Below are 14,848 nucleotides of genomic sequence, written 5' to 3'. Positions count from 1 at the left end.
GATTTCCAGCGAAGCCTTTTAATTTTGTAGCCATGGAAATCAAAAAATGGATTTTTGAAGCTATTCCCAATGCTGATGTAATTGATGAATTATCAAGTGCCATCAATGTGAATGCTGTATTATGTCAAATTCTCATTCAACGTGGTATCACTCATTTTGATCAGGCTAAAGATTTTTTTCGGCCTGAACTAGATCAACTGAACGATCCATTTTCAATGAAGGATATGGATGTGGCAGTAAAGCGCATTCAGACCGCCATCAAAAACAAGGAACATATTTTGGTTTATGGCGATTATGATGTAGATGGCACCACTTCTGTTGCCATGATGCACAGTTTCCTTACCTCCATTCATCCTAAAGTAAGCTATTATATTCCCGACAGATATGCAGAAGGTTATGGTATTTCCACTCAAGGCATTGATTATGCAGTCGAGCAAAATTGCAGCCTGATAATAAGTTTGGATTGTGGCATAAAAGCAGTTGATAAAATCGCATATGCCAATCAGAAAAAAATTGACTTTATCATTTGCGACCACCATTTACCAGGTGAGCATTTACCGGAAGCAATAGCTGTTTTGGATCCGAAAAGGAAAGATTGCCAATATCCTTTTAAAGAACTTTCCGGTTGTGGTGTAGGTTTTAAATTGATTCAGGCTTATTGTATCCAAAATGACATAGCAGAACATCGGGCTTTTGAATTCCTGGATCTGGTTTCTGTAAGTATAGCTGCTGATATTGTTCCTGTAACCGGAGAGAATAGAATTTTGGCTTTTTACGGACTTGAAAAAATTAATTTCAATCCAAGGCCTGGCATCAAAGCATTGCTGGAGGTCTCGGGTTTGAAAGGAAAAATCACTATCTCTCACCTGGTTTTTCAGTTAGGTCCCAAAATAAATGCTGCGGGAAGGATTGACCATGCCCATTTAGCAGTGAAACTTTTAGCTGCCATTAATGAGGATGAAGCCACTATCATTGCCAGCCAGATTAGTGACAAGAACAATCGCAGAAAAGATTTTGATCAGAACATTACCCTTCAGGCTTTAAACAAAATAGCCTCTGATGAAACATTGAAATTAGCTAAAGCTACTGTTTTATTTCAGGAAGACTGGCATAAAGGCGTGATAGGAATTGTAGCCTCCAGATGTATTGAGCATTACCACAGGCCAACCATCATTTTAACGGAGTCCAATGGTTTGGCCACAGGATCGGCCAGATCTGTTAAAGGTTTTGATATCCATGCCGCCATAGAATCTTGTGCTGAGCTACTAAGCCAGTTTGGAGGCCATACACACGCAGCAGGCTTAACCTTACCCATTGAAAACATTACTGCTTTTACCGAAAAGTTCAACACTATTGTAAATTCAACCATTACCGAAGAACAACTTCAGGCGAAGGTTCATATTGATGCTTATGTTTGCCTGGATCAAATTACTGAAAGGTTTTACCACATTCTATCTCAAATGGATCCCTTTGGCCCGGGAAATATGCAACCGGTATTTGCTGCCAGAAATCTGGAGCTCTTTGAAACACCCCGTATATTAAAAGACCAACACCTGAAAATAATAGTGAAAGATAAAAACGGGAAGCAAAATTTACATGCCATAGGCTTTGGATTGGCACATTTTAAAGACCAATTGGAAACAGCTGAAAGTTTTGAATTGGCATTTACCATACAAGAGAATGAATACAACGGTTATAAATCTTTACAGCTTTATCTGAAAGATATCCGCTTTGAATAATTATTTTTGTTACTTTGCTGTTTAAGGTACGCTTGTTGCTTAGTATCCGGTAAAACATTTAAAAAGTCACATGATTTTAAGAGCTGAAAACCTTGTAAAAAAATATAAAAACAGGACTGTTGTAGATCACATTTCTGTAAGTGTGGAACAAGGTGAAATTGTGGGTTTATTAGGCCCTAATGGTGCAGGAAAAACTACATCTTTTTACATGATTGTAGGGTTGGTAAAGCCCAATTCCGGAGAAATTTTCCTGGATGACATTAATATCACCAAATTACCCATGTACCAAAGAGCAAAAAAGGGCGTGGGTTACTTAGCACAGGAAGCTTCAGTATTCCGCTCCCTGACAGTGGAAGAAAACCTAATGGCTGTTTTAGAGATGCGCAAGATCAGCAAGAAAGCGCGCGTGGAGAAAATGGAGTCTTTAATGGAGGAATTTAGTCTGACCCATGTGCGGAAGAATAAAGGAATGGTACTTTCCGGTGGAGAAAGAAGGCGAACTGAAATTGCAAGGGCACTTGCCATGGATCCTAATTTCGTGTTATTGGATGAGCCATTTGCTGGTGTGGATCCTATTGCCGTGGAAGAAATCCAAACCATAGTAGGCAAACTCAAGGAAAAAAACATTGGAATCCTTATTACCGATCACAATGTAAACGAAACCCTTTCCATTACAGACAGGGCCTATCTGATGTTTGAAGGCAAATTATTAAAAGCAGGATCTGCCGAAGATTTAGCCAATGATGAGCAGGTAAGAAGGGTTTATTTGGGTAAACACTTCGAATTAAAGCGTAAACTGAAATAGTATGGAATTTCTGAATTCTATCATGACCTGGGTAATGAAAAAGCGGATTCACGAAGTGGAGCTTTTCATGAAATATCCACATGAAGTTCAGAGTGAATTATTGCACCGATTGGTTTACAGGGCCAGAAACACCAAATTCGGAAAAAAATACCAGTTCGAGGAGCTAAAAACTTACGAAGCATATAAAAACCGTGTTCCATTATTCTCCTATGAACAAATATTCCCTTATATAGATGAGCTATTAAAAGGGGATCAAAATATCCTCTGGCCAACAGAAATACGTTGGTTTGCCAAATCATCGGGCACCACTAACGACAGAAGTAAATTTATCCCCGTTTCGGATGAAGCCCTTGAAGATTGTCATTTTAAAGGTGGCAAGGATTTGTTGTCTATTTATTTGAACAACAATCCTGAATCAAGATTATTTACCGGCAAAAATTTGAGTGTAGGTGGCAGCCAACAGGTTAATCAGTTCGACAATAACTCTAACTCTTTCTATGGAGATGTTTCAGCTGTGATTATGAAAAACCTGCCTTTCTGGGTACAAATCATCCGTACACCAAGCCTTGAGATTGCTCTCATGGATGAATGGGAGAATAAAATTGAAGCAATGGCACAGGCCACCCTCAAAGAAGATGTAACCAGTCTTTCCGGGGTGCCTACATGGACAGTCGTATTACTCCAAAGGATATTAGATATCACCGGGAAAAGCGATATTTCTGAAGTTTGGCCCAATTTGGAATTATTTATGCATGGAGCCGTATCATTTGTGCCTTATCGTCCACTTTTCGAAGATTTAATCAAATCCCCGAAGATGAATTATGTGGAGACTTACAATGCCTCTGAAGGATTCTTTGGGATACAAGACCAGTTAGACTCCAATGAAATGCTCTTAATGCTTGATTATGGTATTTTCTATGAATTTATCCGATTGGAGGATGCTGATAAGGAACAACCGGAAACACTTCGTCTCCATGAGGTGCAATTGCATGAGGTGTATGAATTAGTGATAACCACCAATGCAGGACTATGGAGATATCGTATTGGAGACACTATCAGGTTTACCTCATTAAGCCCTTACAGAATCAAAATAAGTGGCAGAACCAAGCACTTTATCAATGCATTTGGCGAAGAATTAATGATTGAAAATGCAGAAAAAGCGGTTGCAGAGGTTTGTAAGAGAATGGGAGTGACAGTGGATAATTTTACGGCTGCCCCCAAACACCTTGAACATAGAAAAAGCGGTGCGCATGAATGGATTATAGAGTTTGGTAAAGCACCAACTGACATAGAGGATTTTGCCAACCAACTGGATGATGAGATCAGGAAAATTAATTCCGACTATGATGCTAAAAGACAAAAAGATATAGCTCTTCAGCGATTGATTATCCATCCTGTTTCCAAAGGCACATTCTATAACTGGATGCGCAAAAGAGGAAAATTAGGTGGTCAAAATAAAGTGCCACGACTTTCCAACAGCAGGGAGTATCTTGAAGATTTATTGGAAATGATCAAATAAGGAGCCCTTTTAGCTTTTGATTTCCAAATCATCCAGATTGATTTCACTCTCCGATTGTATCAATTCATAAAGCTTTCTTTCCTTTACTCTTATCATGCTGTCAATGGCATAGCCTAAATCATTCAATTGACTTTCCTGAAGCACATTCCCTATTATTAATTCCTTATAAACCAACAGAATAAGATCTTCTTGTTCCTTTATTTTTTCTATTAATTCAACATTAGAAAAGTTTCCTTTCAGCAAAGCTGGATAAAGCTGCTTTCGATGCATATTAATATTGGGCACGATAACCTCTTTAAATTTCTCCTTTAGAAAAATATTCTTTTCTTTCAAGCCGGATGGCATTCCTTTGTAATCAGGAACATCTGATTTGAGTACCTGGGATACCACTAACATTTGATGGTGCTGTTTGCTAAAAGGAATTAAGGCAGGATGTCTTTTCATATCATAAAAAAGCCCATACAATAATGTACGGGCATAAATTTCAATCTTATTTCTAACTACTTTATAGCGCCCACTTAATAGTACAGCCAATAGCTTTGGTTTTTTCAACAGGAACTTCTTTTCCAGCTAATAAAGCATTTACTGCATCTTCCACATATTTTTTATCTGCATCAGCTGCACTTTTGGTATTATTATCAATGGCACCAATATACTTTACTGTTCTTTTGGCATCAAGCACGTAGACATGGGGTGTATTGGTAGCACCATAGGCCTTGGTTACTTCCTGGGTTTCATCATAAACATAAGGAAAATTAAACATCTTTTCTTTTGCCCTTACTTTCATTTTTTCAAATGAATCCTTAGGAGATTTCTTGTCATCATTAGGGTTAATGGCAATTACAGGAAATCCTTGCTCTGCATACTTACTTTGCAATGCGATGATTCTATCCTCATAAGCTATAGAATAAGGGCAAGTATTGCATGTAAAGATCACAATATATCCTTTTGCATCCTCATAATCCTTGAGGGAAACCATTTCCCCATTTACATTTTTTAACGAGAAATCCGTAGCGATATCACCAACAGCATAGCCATTCTTGTTGGCTGTAAAGGCTACTGAAAACAGTAAAACCAATCCTAAAATCAGATAATTTTTCATAATAGTTATTTTTTGTTTTTCTTTCTAATAAGCTCTTCCAATTCTCCTGAATGAAACTCCTTTTCATAAAAATCCTTTCCATTCATGCTGACAATTAAAGTGCCGGGTATGGCGCCTGACCAGTCAGGAGAAACCTTATCTATCCAGGAATTGTAATCCAGGTCGTCTATCAGATACATTTTGCTTTTATCCAAACCTTTCTTTTTAGAAAATGCTTGAACCTTGCTTTCATTTTCAGCAAAATCAAGGCTGACAAATATAAACTCAACATCAGGAAATTTCTTTTGAGCCTCAACAAAATAAGGTAATTCTTTTATACATGGTTTGCACCATGTCGCCCAAAAGTTGATCACTTTCAACTTGCCCTGTTCCGCCTGAATTAGTTCCTCCAGCTCAGGAACCTCAATAATCCTGATAGCATTCCTTTGAGCAAGCCCATCCGGCTGCTGAACGAAAGCAAAAAAGAGTACTATGAGTGTTATTTTCTTTATCATAACCAATAAACGTATATTCTTTTCACTAGTTTTTCCGTCCATATAATAATAGTCCCTATTAAAACAGATCGACTATTTCTTCTTTTGGAATTTTAAAAAGGCTTATTCTCTGTTTTACTCCCCCCATTATGATTTTAGCAAGTACTACAAGGCCTTGATCCTCTGTTGCCATAATTTTCACTACTTCCATTGGATCATTTCCTCCGACATATTCAATGGCCGACAATTCACGGGAATTGTCCGAATAAAAAGCAAGTTTGATTCTGCCATCCACTGTAGTGAAAGCATTGACTATATAGGGTGTAGCAGATAACTCAATAGACAAAGAAAGTGCTTTTTTATTACTTAATCGATCTGGCTGAAGTTCTCCATCAAGCTGGCTAATATAAGTAGAATCATTATTAGCCAAATTAGTCCCATTCGCAAAAAAAGATTGGTTTCCCAAAGTGTAATTAAAACTACCTTTACCATCATTCGAAGTAATAATAGAATTGATACCATCCCCATCAGTAGCACTAATTCTTCCGGTTTCTATACCTTGATCATTTGCGTAGGTCATAGTCATACCATCTGGTCGTAGTGTATTAAAATAAATATTACTTCCATTGTTATATGCCCCCACAAAAAACTCCGGAGTGTTGGAGTCAAGGTAGTCATCAAGCGTGGAATTAGCCTCTTCAAACTCATCGTAACCTCTGGCCCATTCCATTGCAAAGCCTTCTTGAATTTTGCTTAAGACTGCCCCAATTGTATCATTATGGGTGAGCAACAAATAATTATCCGGATTCAAATACCCGAACGCCAACGGCCTCCGGTATCCGGTATAATTCCTTAATGGTTCTACAATTTGATCAAAATCTTTTACTTCTACCAAAACTGCAGTGCGGTCAGTAAGTGTAGAAACAATGAAATAATAGTTTCCTTGATTTTTAACGATGTTGCCAACAGGACTAATGTAGGCTGAAGACATGGTTTTGCTCCAAATAAATTCACCTCTTGGGCTTACTTTCATTACAAATACCTGATTACTATTTGTAGAAGCAAGGATCAAATAACCGCCATCCTCTGTTTGAGCAACATCTATTGGTTCATAGTTCTGGCCTTCAGTAGGGTTATCAAAAATACTGTTGAATTTTTCTGTTGGTAGAAACGCTTCAGTATCCTTTTGACAAGAAACCATCATAAAAGCAATTACACAAACTAAAAACAATCTCATATTTCAATTGGGATAAACTCTTTCGTACTTAGGTATTTCAATGGAACCAAAATCCCTACCAGTACCTCAAAAGACTGAAAATTTTTATCATCAAATACATCATAGGCATTATCTATAAGGTTTTGGTTTGCAAACCGCCTTTCAGTATCTGTAACATTGGAAAACCCTTGTCTGAAATTAACTTCTGTTGTCAGGTATATATTGCCCAACCTAAATCGGAACCCACCTCCTGCAAATATTCCTGCAGTAAAAGGATTCAGAAGCTCGTCCACATTTTCAGAAAATGAAAGATCCTGTATTTTCAACCCATCCTGGCTTATACTCCTTTCCACTGATTTTTCAGCGTCCATTAGAATGCTAAAGTTTAGTCCCACCTGAAGAAATGGTATGATGGCAGGCACTTTTGGCTTTCTTGATGAGTTGTTCCAAAAACGGTTGGTAGCTGGCCTGAACATCACCCGAAAGAAAACGGGCACATCAAAATATTGAAAGTCATGCTGATGATCGAAGCTGATACTATTAACATCTGCGGGTAAATCCTGCAGATAGTTAAACCTGACCTGGTTAATTGAAAGGTTGGTGCCCACTACAAATTTTTGATCAAATTGAAACATGGCAGTTAAGCCATAAATAACCCCTATATTCTCCACTGATTGATAACTCTTTTCGTAAAGAGCTTCATCCAAATCATTGGTGGGTTTAATGACACTATGCCGATTAATCGGGTTAACCAAATTATAATTAGCCCCTCCCCTCACTCCAATGTACCATTGGGTTTGCTTGAATGGATTTTTATTCAGTCTGTCATATGTGGACTGTGCCTGTATATTAAATACAGGAAATAGGAAAAATAGGCAATATAGCAGTCTAAACATCACAATAATTCATACAAAGGGATAAATATCCCATAAAAAAATTACCTTTCAAAATATCTGATGTGATATGACAACTGTTATGGATAGTTCTTTTTAGTATCTTTGTAAGGAATATTACAACATGCAAGAAAAAGAAGAATATACAGAGCAGGAAGAAGAAGCTTTATTTGAGCATTATCATATCAAAGTAGATCCTAAACAAGAGTTGATGAGGATCGATAAATTTTTAATGGACAGATTACCGAATGTAACCAGGAACAAAGTGCAACAGGCCATTAAAGATGGTTTTGTAAAGGTGAACCAGGCTAGCATTAAACCCAACTACAGAGTACACCCTGAAGATGACATAAGAATTGCATTGCCGGAACCTCCTCGTGATACAGATGTAAAACCTGAGGACATTCCTCTTAATATAGTTTACGAAGACAAAGAATTACTAATAGTTAACAAAGAAGCTGGAATGGTGGTACATCCGGCCCATCAGAACTGGAGCGGCACTTTAGTAAATGCTCTTGCCTATCATTTTCAGCAACTTCCTCAAATGGAAGGGAATGAAGGCCGTCCCGGCCTGGTGCACAGAATAGATAAAGACACTTCGGGCTTGCTGGTAATTGCTAAAACAGAAAAAGCAATGACACATTTGGCTAAACAGTTTTTTGACCATAGTATAGAAAGAACCTATTATGCATTGATCTGGGGAGAGCCGAAAGAAGCTGAGGGAACTATTGATGTACATTTGGGCAGGAGTCTAAAAGACAGGCGCATAACAGATGCTTTTCCTGAAGGTGATTTCGGCAGACATGCAGTAACTCATTACAAGGTGCTGAACACACTTCGTTATGTTACACTTGTACAGTGCAACCTGGAAACCGGGAGGACACATCAAATCAGAGCGCATATGAAGTATTTAGGTCATCCCCTTTTCAATGATGCAACCTATGGTGGTGATAGAATTTTAAAAGGAACCAAGTTTTCCAAGTACAAATCATTTGTGGACAATTGTTTCAAAATTTTACCCAGGCAAGCTCTTCATGCAAAATCATTGGGTTTTATTCATCCTGCCACTAATAAACATGTGCAATTCGATTCCGAGTTACCGGCCGATTTCATTCAATTATTAGAGAAATGGGAAAGCTATATCCAGTTTAATTAGATTTCTGATCAAGTTTTTGTAGCTTGAAATAATTAAAACAAAACCAATAATAAGATGCCAATTAGATTTTTTCTTTATTTCATCCTACTTTTTATGTTGACAGCCTGTAATCTTGATGAAAAGATAAAGGACGTTACCACCTTTAATATTACCAATAATGTTAACTTCTCTATTCCATCATCAGCGGTAGTAGATTTACCTGTTGATTTAAACACCCCGGATGTAAGTTCTTCTTCTCAACAATCATTTGAAAACAACAACACCAGGGCAGATTTGGTGGAGAATGCTAATTTAAAAGAGCTTACATTGACCATCACAAGCCCGGAAGCCAGGACTTTCAAGTTTTTGAGAAGCGTTAAAATCTACATCAGCAATGATACAAAAGGCGAAACCTTATTGGCTGAGAAAAATGAAATTCCCACTGATATTGGAAGTATACTGGAATTGGAAACCACAGGTGCAAACCTGGATGAGTATATTAAAGAAAGTACTTATGATTTGAGGTATGATGTGGTCATTCGTGAAAGTGTTAATTCCACGACTGAGATAAATGCCAAAATGGTGTTTGAGGTAAGAGCGAAAATTTTATAAGTTACTTTCGAACACTCCATCAAGCTTTAGCTTGTTTTTCACGGGGTTTGCGTACATAGCCAATAGCGGATCTCGCAACGACTTGAAATCACCTGAAAAGGTTTGAACTTGTTTTCTTAAATAATCTTCAAACTTTTCAGCCTCCTCTTTAGTGTAATGATCAGAAAATCTTTCTTCCACCAGCCAATCATAGGCAATGAAGTTAGTAGGCCACAGCTTATAATTTTGATGGATGCGTTCATCTATTAAATCGGCCAATGCCTGCATCTGATCATTTTTGTTTTTAATTTCCTTGATTTCTCTCAGCTTCTCATCCACTATCTTTCCAATAGATAAATGTACACGCCCTTTAATGCCTGTGATACCGGTAATCATACTTTTCAAATCATCTCCAGGGGTTTTCTGTAATGGTTTTCCTGCCATTTTATATTGTATTTCCCTTGCCTTTAACACATCACATGGATCATATTCATAGGAAATAGCCATAGGTGCAATTCTCAAGGGCGCATAATTTTCATAGAAATCATCCCCTCCGTCCAGGCCAATCATTTTCAATAAGCCTTGTTGTGTTTGATCATCTCCGTCCTTGGTTCTTCCTTCCCTTTGGGCAATCCAAATGGAAGTTTTTTTCTCAAGAAGGGTATACCTGATGTAAGCTGAAAGTATGAGGGAATAGGAGTACATTTCTCTTGGAGCCACATTTCTGTTCACAATGAAATTCTTATTCAACTTTGCAAAATCTGTTATCCAATCATTTACCAAAAGGTTATCACCTATTGCTACCTCTGTAGTACCCAACTGGTGTTCAAAAAGCAAAACATTCAGAATGGCTGAATCCAATACTATATCTCTATGGTTTGAAATGAAGAGGTAAGATTTATGTTTTTCTAACTTTTCAAAGCCTTCATAGCTGATCCCTTCGGAGCTCCTATCCAGTACTCTTCTTGCAGATGGATACATCATTACTGCTTGAAACTCTTTGACAGATTGAATTTGAGAAAGCTGTTGTTTTAGGTCCACGATGGATTTGTCAGGAAACAACTTTTCTGCTATCTGATCAAAGAAAGGATGGCTAATAAATCTTTTGATTGCTGCCTGTACTTCCGTATCATGATAGGGTCTGATTGTTTCAAATGCTTCTGAATAATCCATAGTTTTTAAAAAATATAAATACGAAATAAGGCATTTTTAAGCTAAAAACTCCCATTTTAATCGAAAAATAGCCATAAATATCCTGTTATTTAGTGGGGATATTTAAATTTTATAATTGATTAACACAGAATTAACATGTTTGACGTTTAAAGACTGTACTTTTGTTTCGTAAATTACTTAAATATGTTAAAAGCTAGCCCTAACTTCCACAAGGGAATTAATTTCATTCAAATTTCCTCCCTGCCTTTTGAGCAACAATTGGATTTCCAAACCTGGATACCTGATAATTGTTTGATGCAATTGCAGATCAACAATATTACATTGGAAGGCTGTGTAGATTACCAGGATTACACCTATTGGTTCGATTTTCAGTTTGAACAAAACAATACATTACTAGACGTTAGCCTTTAATAAGGTGGAGTAAATTTATAGCTTTGTGACAAAATCAGCTGTCATGAGCTATTCCAATGAACTTCAGTTATTATCAGAAAGATTATTGCCGGAAGTCAATATTTCTGAAGCATGTAATAATAAAACACTATTCATTCAAAAAATATCTCCCTATATTTCCCACTTATTGGATGCGGATTTTCAAAAGCTTGTGCGGATTATGTACAGAATTGATGTGTCAGAAAAAGAATTTGCCTTAACTTTGAGTCCTGAAAGCAGTGGAAATATTTCAGAATCATTGGCAGAATTAATTTACGATCGTTTGCTGATCAAAGCGAAGTACAGGGCAAAATATAAGGGGAATTAAAAATGCTAAAAATTGCAGTTGATTTTGATGGTACTATAGTAGAAGATAAGTATCCGGGCATTGGCAAACCTAATCTTTTTGCTATAGAAACACTTTTACAATTACAAAAAGAGAGGCACCAGTTAATTCTTTGGACCGTACGAGAAGGGGAATCCTTAAAAAAAGCAATTGATTTTTGTGAAAGCTATGGCATAGAATTTTATGCTGTCAATAAAAATTTCCCTGAAGAAGTACTTGAACCTGAGCAAAGCAGGAAGTTAAATGTTGACATTTTTATAGACGACAGAAACATTGGTGGTTTTGTAGGATGGAGCAAAGTATGGGAACTTTTAGGTAATAATCCAGTTGAATATAAGCTCCCCAAAAGGAGTTTTTGGGAGAAAATTAAAGATTTATTCAGATGATCCATTTAAAGACGAAAGAAGAAATAGAGTTAATGAGGAAAAGTGCCCTTTTAGTTTCAAAAACCCTTGGCCTTATGGCTGAACTTTTGGAACCTGGCATTTCTTCTTTAGAACTGGACAAAAAAGCAGAGGAATTTATCCGTGACCATGGTGGTGTGCCCGGATTTCTTGGATTATATGATTTCCCCAACACTTTGTGTATGAGCCCTAATGAGCAAGTTGTACATGGATTCCCTTCCAAAGTTCCTTTAAAGGAAGGAGACATTATCTCTATTGATTGTGGAGTAATAATGAACGGATTTTATGGAGACCACGCCTATACTTTTGCTGTTGGAGAAGTGAGCCCGGAAATAGAAAAACTCTTAAAAATAACCAAAGAATCCCTTTATTTGGGGATAGAAGAATGTAAAGCAGGTAACAGAACTGGCGATATAGGATTCGCTATACAGCAACATGCAGAAAAAAACGGTTATGGAGTAGTAAGAGAACTTGTAGGCCATGGATTAGGAAGAGAAATGCATGAGTCTCCGGAAGTACCTAACTATGGAAAGAGAGGTCGGGGAGTGAAGCTTAAAGAGGGAATGGTACTGGCCATTGAGCCAATGATTAACCTGGGCAGTAGAAATATACGTCAACTGGCTGATGGATGGTCAATTGTCACCTCTGACGGAAGATATTCAGCTCATTTTGAACACGATGTAGCCATTGTAGATGGAAAGCCTGATATCCTTTCCACCTTTGATTATGTAGAAGAAGCATTGACTAAAAAAGGAGCTTTAATCTGATTCATAATGGTTAATAGCTTATGACCCTCACAAGTAGTTCAGGTTATAACTGAACTGCTTGTGAGGGTAATGAATTCTCTTTATTTTTTAACGATCCTGATTAATCCGGCATCAGTCCCCATCTGAAGGAAATACAAGCCCTTTATTTATTTCGTCAAACTTAATTTGTTTGACTTTTTTGGTAACATCTTAATATTAGAAGTACTTTATTATCTTCAAAATTATTCCCCGGTTCCGGTTACTATCAATTCTACTCTTCTATTAATAGCTCTGTTGATATCTGAATCATTTGGAACTTTAGGCACTGACTCCCCATATCCTTTAGGGGTTATTCTATTCACACTAATTCCCTTATCAATTAAATATTTTACAACTGATTCTGCCCTTTCCTCTGATAGCTTTAGGTTATAATCTTCATCTCCTATATCATCCGTATGGGCTGAAATTTCTATCTTAATCTTTCCATTTTTATTAAGCAATTCAATCACCCCGTCTAATCCAAAGTAAGATACTGAATCCAGTTCAGCAGAATTCAAATCGAAAACGATATTGTTCAGGCTTAAATTCATACCTTTTTCAATGCGCATTACTTCCATATTGATTACATAGTTACCCATAGCATCCATTTCCCCCTCTCCGGCTACCATGCTTGAGGAAGAAAATACATATCCTTTATCACTACTTGTAAGCACCTCATAACGATTCCCTTTTCTTAAATAAACTTCTTCATCATCTTCTGAAATGACCACTTCATCTTCATCCTGATTCTTGAAATAAACTTTTAGCCGCATCTTTTGATTACTTACTATGTCAGTAACATTTGCTTTTACCTTCACTTTCTCAAATGGTACTTCCACCACAAAATCATTCTCTTTATTAAAGGTTTCGGGATCGAAAAGGATGCTCCCCTCCCATTCCGGGTATTCCGGTACTTTCACAACCAACTTATAAGTTACATCAGAAAACAAGTCTAAATTCAAAGGTTGATTATAAGCTAGAAGAGAATCCTGAAATAACAGCTTGCTCTTTCCATTTGATAATGTAAAAAAAGAAGGTAGTACCTTGTCCAGGTCCTTGTCCTTCACTACAAATTTCATATTGTAGGAAGAGGCCAGGTTTATATCTGATTTAATCTCATTATAAGATTCAACGTTTTTTAATTCATGCACTACCTTGGTGGGAAAATATTGAGGATGAGAAAATTCCACTTCATAGTTCATCCCGCCTTGTAAAACCAGACTGTATCTTCCATCAGCCTCGCTACTTTTTTGAGTGGCAAGCAACTCTCCGCTCTCCAAATTGAATACTTTAACATCTGCTCTTAAAGGTTTACCATCCTCCGTAACCAATACTTTCCCCTGAACTGTAATGTTGATCATTTGTCTGAAATCGGCAGGAATTTCAGTAACATAAATATCATCATTGCTATAAAAATAAATTAGGTCACCAGAAGCTGATATACCAGGACTCTGATCACTTTCTTCTGAATTCACATAATCTAAAGCAATAGGCTCACTCCAGCTTCCATCATTCTGCAACCGACTCTGGTACATATCATATTTCCCCTTGCCTCCGGGCTTAATTGATGAGAAAATCAGGGTATGGTTATCGGCCATTATCCGGGGATCCCGCTCACATCCTGAATTTATAGTTTCAGGCAAAGCTTCCGGCTCGCCCCATGTGCCATCAGCAGCTTTGTGCGAAACATATATTTTAAAACAATTTTCTTTACTCTTTTTATTGTACGCATTATCGTAATTTACTTTGATAAAATATAGAGAGTTCCCATCTGAAGAAACTGATGGAAAGCCTTCATAATCTTCTGCCGTATTAATAGGCTCACCAATGTTAATGGGTTCGCTCCACTGAGATTCTCCAACTCTTGTTGAATAATATATATCTTCAGTTTCCGATACTCCTTCTATAAAAGCAGTGTAGTACAAGGTGTTTCCATCATAACTTAAAGAAGGGCCTGCCAAAAAATTACACTTCTCATTTATTTCCTTTAAAGGAATAGGTTCAGACCAACTACCATCGCTAAGAAGTTTTGATTCATATAACTCCCAACCTGTCCCAATGTCGGATTGGTAAATAATTGTTTTTCCCTCAGCAGAAAGGCTAGGTGCAAATTCAGTGTATTTGTTGGAGCTTATCCCTTCAACTACTTTTCTTTGGCTATTTTCCTGTCCATAGGCTGAATAAATGAAGCAAAAACTCAATAATAGATAGATTGATTTCATCTGTTTAATTTGTTTT

At 37.2% G+C, this 14,848-nt stretch carries 16 protein-coding genes; 9 read left to right on the top strand and 7 right to left on the bottom strand.

Annotated features, from left to right (window positions below; translation table 11 throughout):
- Positions 1 to 32 precede the first annotated feature (32 nt).
- The 3 genes from recJ (at position 33) to JKA74_RS15455 (ending at position 4,063) form a co-directional block, all read left to right on the top strand.
- The gene (gene recJ / locus JKA74_RS15465) at positions 33 to 1,739 is read left to right on the top strand and encodes a single-stranded-DNA-specific exonuclease RecJ (RefSeq protein WP_201432126.1); all 1,707 of its coding nucleotides are present in this window, start codon (positions 33 to 35) and stop codon (positions 1,737 to 1,739) included.
- A 70-nt stretch (positions 1,740 to 1,809) separates the two neighbouring features.
- Positions 1,810 to 2,544: an LPS export ABC transporter ATP-binding protein gene (gene lptB / locus JKA74_RS15460; protein ID WP_201432125.1), complete on the top strand. Its 735-nt coding sequence runs from the start codon at positions 1,810 to 1,812 to the stop codon at positions 2,542 to 2,544.
- Between the two features lies 1 nt (position 2,545).
- The gene (locus JKA74_RS15455) at positions 2,546 to 4,063 is read left to right on the top strand and encodes a GH3 auxin-responsive promoter family protein (protein WP_201432124.1); all 1,518 of its coding nucleotides are present in this window, start codon (positions 2,546 to 2,548) and stop codon (positions 4,061 to 4,063) included.
- A 9-nt stretch (positions 4,064 to 4,072) separates the two neighbouring features.
- Here JKA74_RS15455 and JKA74_RS15450 read toward each other — a convergent pair whose 3' ends face one another.
- The 5 genes from JKA74_RS15450 to JKA74_RS15430 are packed head-to-tail and all read right to left on the bottom strand — an operon-like array spanning position 4,073 to position 7,750.
- Positions 4,073 to 4,597, bottom strand: a complete 525-nt coding sequence (locus JKA74_RS15450) for a hypothetical protein (protein ID WP_201432123.1) — start codon at positions 4,595 to 4,597, stop codon at positions 4,073 to 4,075.
- The gene (locus JKA74_RS15445; RefSeq protein ID WP_201432122.1) at positions 4,569 to 5,165 is read right to left on the bottom strand and encodes a thioredoxin family protein; all 597 of its coding nucleotides are present in this window, start codon (positions 5,163 to 5,165) and stop codon (positions 4,569 to 4,571) included. Before JKA74_RS15445 ends, JKA74_RS15450 begins: the two co-directional genes overlap by 29 nt.
- Positions 5,166 to 5,170: 5 nt before the next feature.
- On the bottom strand, positions 5,171 to 5,659 hold the full coding sequence (locus JKA74_RS15440) for a TlpA family protein disulfide reductase (protein ID WP_201432248.1): 489 nt from the start codon (positions 5,657 to 5,659) through the stop codon (positions 5,171 to 5,173).
- Between the two features lie 58 nt (positions 5,660 to 5,717).
- A complete protein-coding gene (locus JKA74_RS15435) occupies positions 5,718 to 6,875 on the bottom strand; it encodes a hypothetical protein (RefSeq protein ID WP_201432121.1) in 1,158 nt (385 codons plus the stop codon).
- The gene (locus JKA74_RS15430) at positions 6,872 to 7,750 is read right to left on the bottom strand and encodes an outer membrane beta-barrel protein (protein ID WP_201432120.1); all 879 of its coding nucleotides are present in this window, start codon (positions 7,748 to 7,750) and stop codon (positions 6,872 to 6,874) included. The genes JKA74_RS15435 and JKA74_RS15430 overlap by 4 nt, the downstream gene beginning before the upstream one ends.
- Positions 7,751 to 7,871: 121 nt before the next feature.
- On the opposite strand from JKA74_RS15430, the gene JKA74_RS15425 reads away from it, so the two are divergent.
- Together JKA74_RS15425 and JKA74_RS15420 are read left to right on the top strand one after the other, a co-directional pair.
- Positions 7,872 to 8,903 carry an RluA family pseudouridine synthase gene (locus tag JKA74_RS15425; protein WP_201432119.1) on the top strand — a complete coding sequence of 344 codons (1,032 nt, stop codon included), beginning with the start codon at positions 7,872 to 7,874 and terminating at the stop codon, positions 8,901 to 8,903.
- Between the two features lie 54 nt (positions 8,904 to 8,957).
- Complete coding sequence (locus tag JKA74_RS15420) at positions 8,958 to 9,494, top strand: hypothetical protein (RefSeq protein ID WP_201432118.1); 537 nt, start codon at positions 8,958 to 8,960, stop codon at positions 9,492 to 9,494.
- On the opposite strand, the gene JKA74_RS15415 is transcribed toward JKA74_RS15420, so the two are convergent.
- Positions 9,489 to 10,646, bottom strand: coding sequence for a 1-acyl-sn-glycerol-3-phosphate acyltransferase (locus JKA74_RS15415; protein ID WP_201432117.1), 1,158 nt, complete (start codon positions 10,644 to 10,646; stop codon positions 9,489 to 9,491). The genes JKA74_RS15420 and JKA74_RS15415 overlap by 6 nt on opposite strands.
- Positions 10,647 to 10,829: 183 nt before the next feature.
- Here JKA74_RS15415 and JKA74_RS15410 point away from each other — a divergent pair, with 183 nt between their 5' ends.
- Genes JKA74_RS15410 through map form a run of 4 tightly spaced genes read left to right on the top strand, consistent with a single transcriptional unit; the run spans position 10,830 to position 12,592 of the window.
- Complete coding sequence (locus JKA74_RS15410) at positions 10,830 to 11,057, top strand: hypothetical protein (RefSeq protein WP_201432116.1); 228 nt, start codon at positions 10,830 to 10,832, stop codon at positions 11,055 to 11,057.
- A 43-nt stretch (positions 11,058 to 11,100) separates the two neighbouring features.
- The gene (locus JKA74_RS15405) at positions 11,101 to 11,403 is read left to right on the top strand and encodes a hypothetical protein (protein ID WP_201432115.1); all 303 of its coding nucleotides are present in this window, start codon (positions 11,101 to 11,103) and stop codon (positions 11,401 to 11,403) included.
- 2 nt (positions 11,404 to 11,405) lie between these two features.
- Complete coding sequence (locus JKA74_RS15400) at positions 11,406 to 11,807, top strand: BT0820 family HAD-type phosphatase (RefSeq protein WP_201432114.1); 402 nt, start codon at positions 11,406 to 11,408, stop codon at positions 11,805 to 11,807.
- On the top strand, positions 11,804 to 12,592 hold the full coding sequence (gene map / locus JKA74_RS15395; RefSeq protein WP_201432113.1) for a type I methionyl aminopeptidase: 789 nt from the start codon (positions 11,804 to 11,806) through the stop codon (positions 12,590 to 12,592). The genes JKA74_RS15400 and map overlap by 4 nt, the downstream gene beginning before the upstream one ends.
- Before the next feature lie 221 nt (positions 12,593 to 12,813).
- On the opposite strand, the gene JKA74_RS15390 is transcribed toward map, so the two are convergent.
- Positions 12,814 to 14,832 carry an OmpA family protein gene (locus JKA74_RS15390; RefSeq protein WP_201432112.1) on the bottom strand — a complete coding sequence of 673 codons (2,019 nt, stop codon included), beginning with the start codon at positions 14,830 to 14,832 and terminating at the stop codon, positions 12,814 to 12,816.
- Positions 14,833 to 14,848: the final 16 nt, after the last annotated feature.

Origin of the sequence: Marivirga aurantiaca (assembly GCF_016679925.1) — a bacterium.
In the GTDB taxonomy this organism is placed as follows: domain Bacteria; phylum Bacteroidota; class Bacteroidia; order Cytophagales; family Cyclobacteriaceae; genus Marivirga; species Marivirga aurantiaca.
This window is presented reverse-complemented; position numbering and strand designations above follow the sequence as displayed.

Excerpts from the sequence above, each read along its gene's own strand:
- JKA74_RS15430 (WP_201432120.1), bottom strand. The coding sequence starts at position 7,750 with ATGTTTAGACTGCTATATTGCCTATTTTTCCTATTTCCTGTATTTAAT.
- JKA74_RS15455 (WP_201432124.1), top strand. The coding sequence starts at position 2,546 with ATGGAATTTCTGAATTCTATCATGACCTGGGTAATGAAAAAGCGGATT.
- JKA74_RS15440 (WP_201432248.1), bottom strand. The coding sequence starts at position 5,659 with ATGATAAAGAAAATAACACTCATAGTACTCTTTTTTGCTTTCGTTCAG.
- map (WP_201432113.1), top strand. The coding sequence starts at position 11,804 with ATGATCCATTTAAAGACGAAAGAAGAAATAGAGTTAATGAGGAAAAGT.
- JKA74_RS15415 (WP_201432117.1), bottom strand. The coding sequence starts at position 10,646 with ATGGATTATTCAGAAGCATTTGAAACAATCAGACCCTATCATGATACG.
- JKA74_RS15405 (WP_201432115.1), top strand. The coding sequence starts at position 11,101 with ATGAGCTATTCCAATGAACTTCAGTTATTATCAGAAAGATTATTGCCG.
- JKA74_RS15390 (WP_201432112.1), bottom strand. The coding sequence starts at position 14,832 with ATGAAATCAATCTATCTATTATTGAGTTTTTGCTTCATTTATTCAGCC.
- JKA74_RS15445 (WP_201432122.1), bottom strand. The coding sequence starts at position 5,165 with ATGAAAAATTATCTGATTTTAGGATTGGTTTTACTGTTTTCAGTAGCC.
- JKA74_RS15435 (WP_201432121.1), bottom strand. The coding sequence starts at position 6,875 with ATGAGATTGTTTTTAGTTTGTGTAATTGCTTTTATGATGGTTTCTTGT.
- JKA74_RS15410 (WP_201432116.1), top strand. The coding sequence starts at position 10,830 with ATGTTAAAAGCTAGCCCTAACTTCCACAAGGGAATTAATTTCATTCAA.
- JKA74_RS15425 (WP_201432119.1), top strand. The coding sequence starts at position 7,872 with ATGCAAGAAAAAGAAGAATATACAGAGCAGGAAGAAGAAGCTTTATTT.
- JKA74_RS15400 (WP_201432114.1), top strand. The coding sequence starts at position 11,406 with ATGCTAAAAATTGCAGTTGATTTTGATGGTACTATAGTAGAAGATAAG.
- lptB (WP_201432125.1), top strand. The coding sequence starts at position 1,810 with ATGATTTTAAGAGCTGAAAACCTTGTAAAAAAATATAAAAACAGGACT.
- recJ (WP_201432126.1), top strand. The coding sequence starts at position 33 with ATGGAAATCAAAAAATGGATTTTTGAAGCTATTCCCAATGCTGATGTA.
- JKA74_RS15420 (WP_201432118.1), top strand. The coding sequence starts at position 8,958 with ATGCCAATTAGATTTTTTCTTTATTTCATCCTACTTTTTATGTTGACA.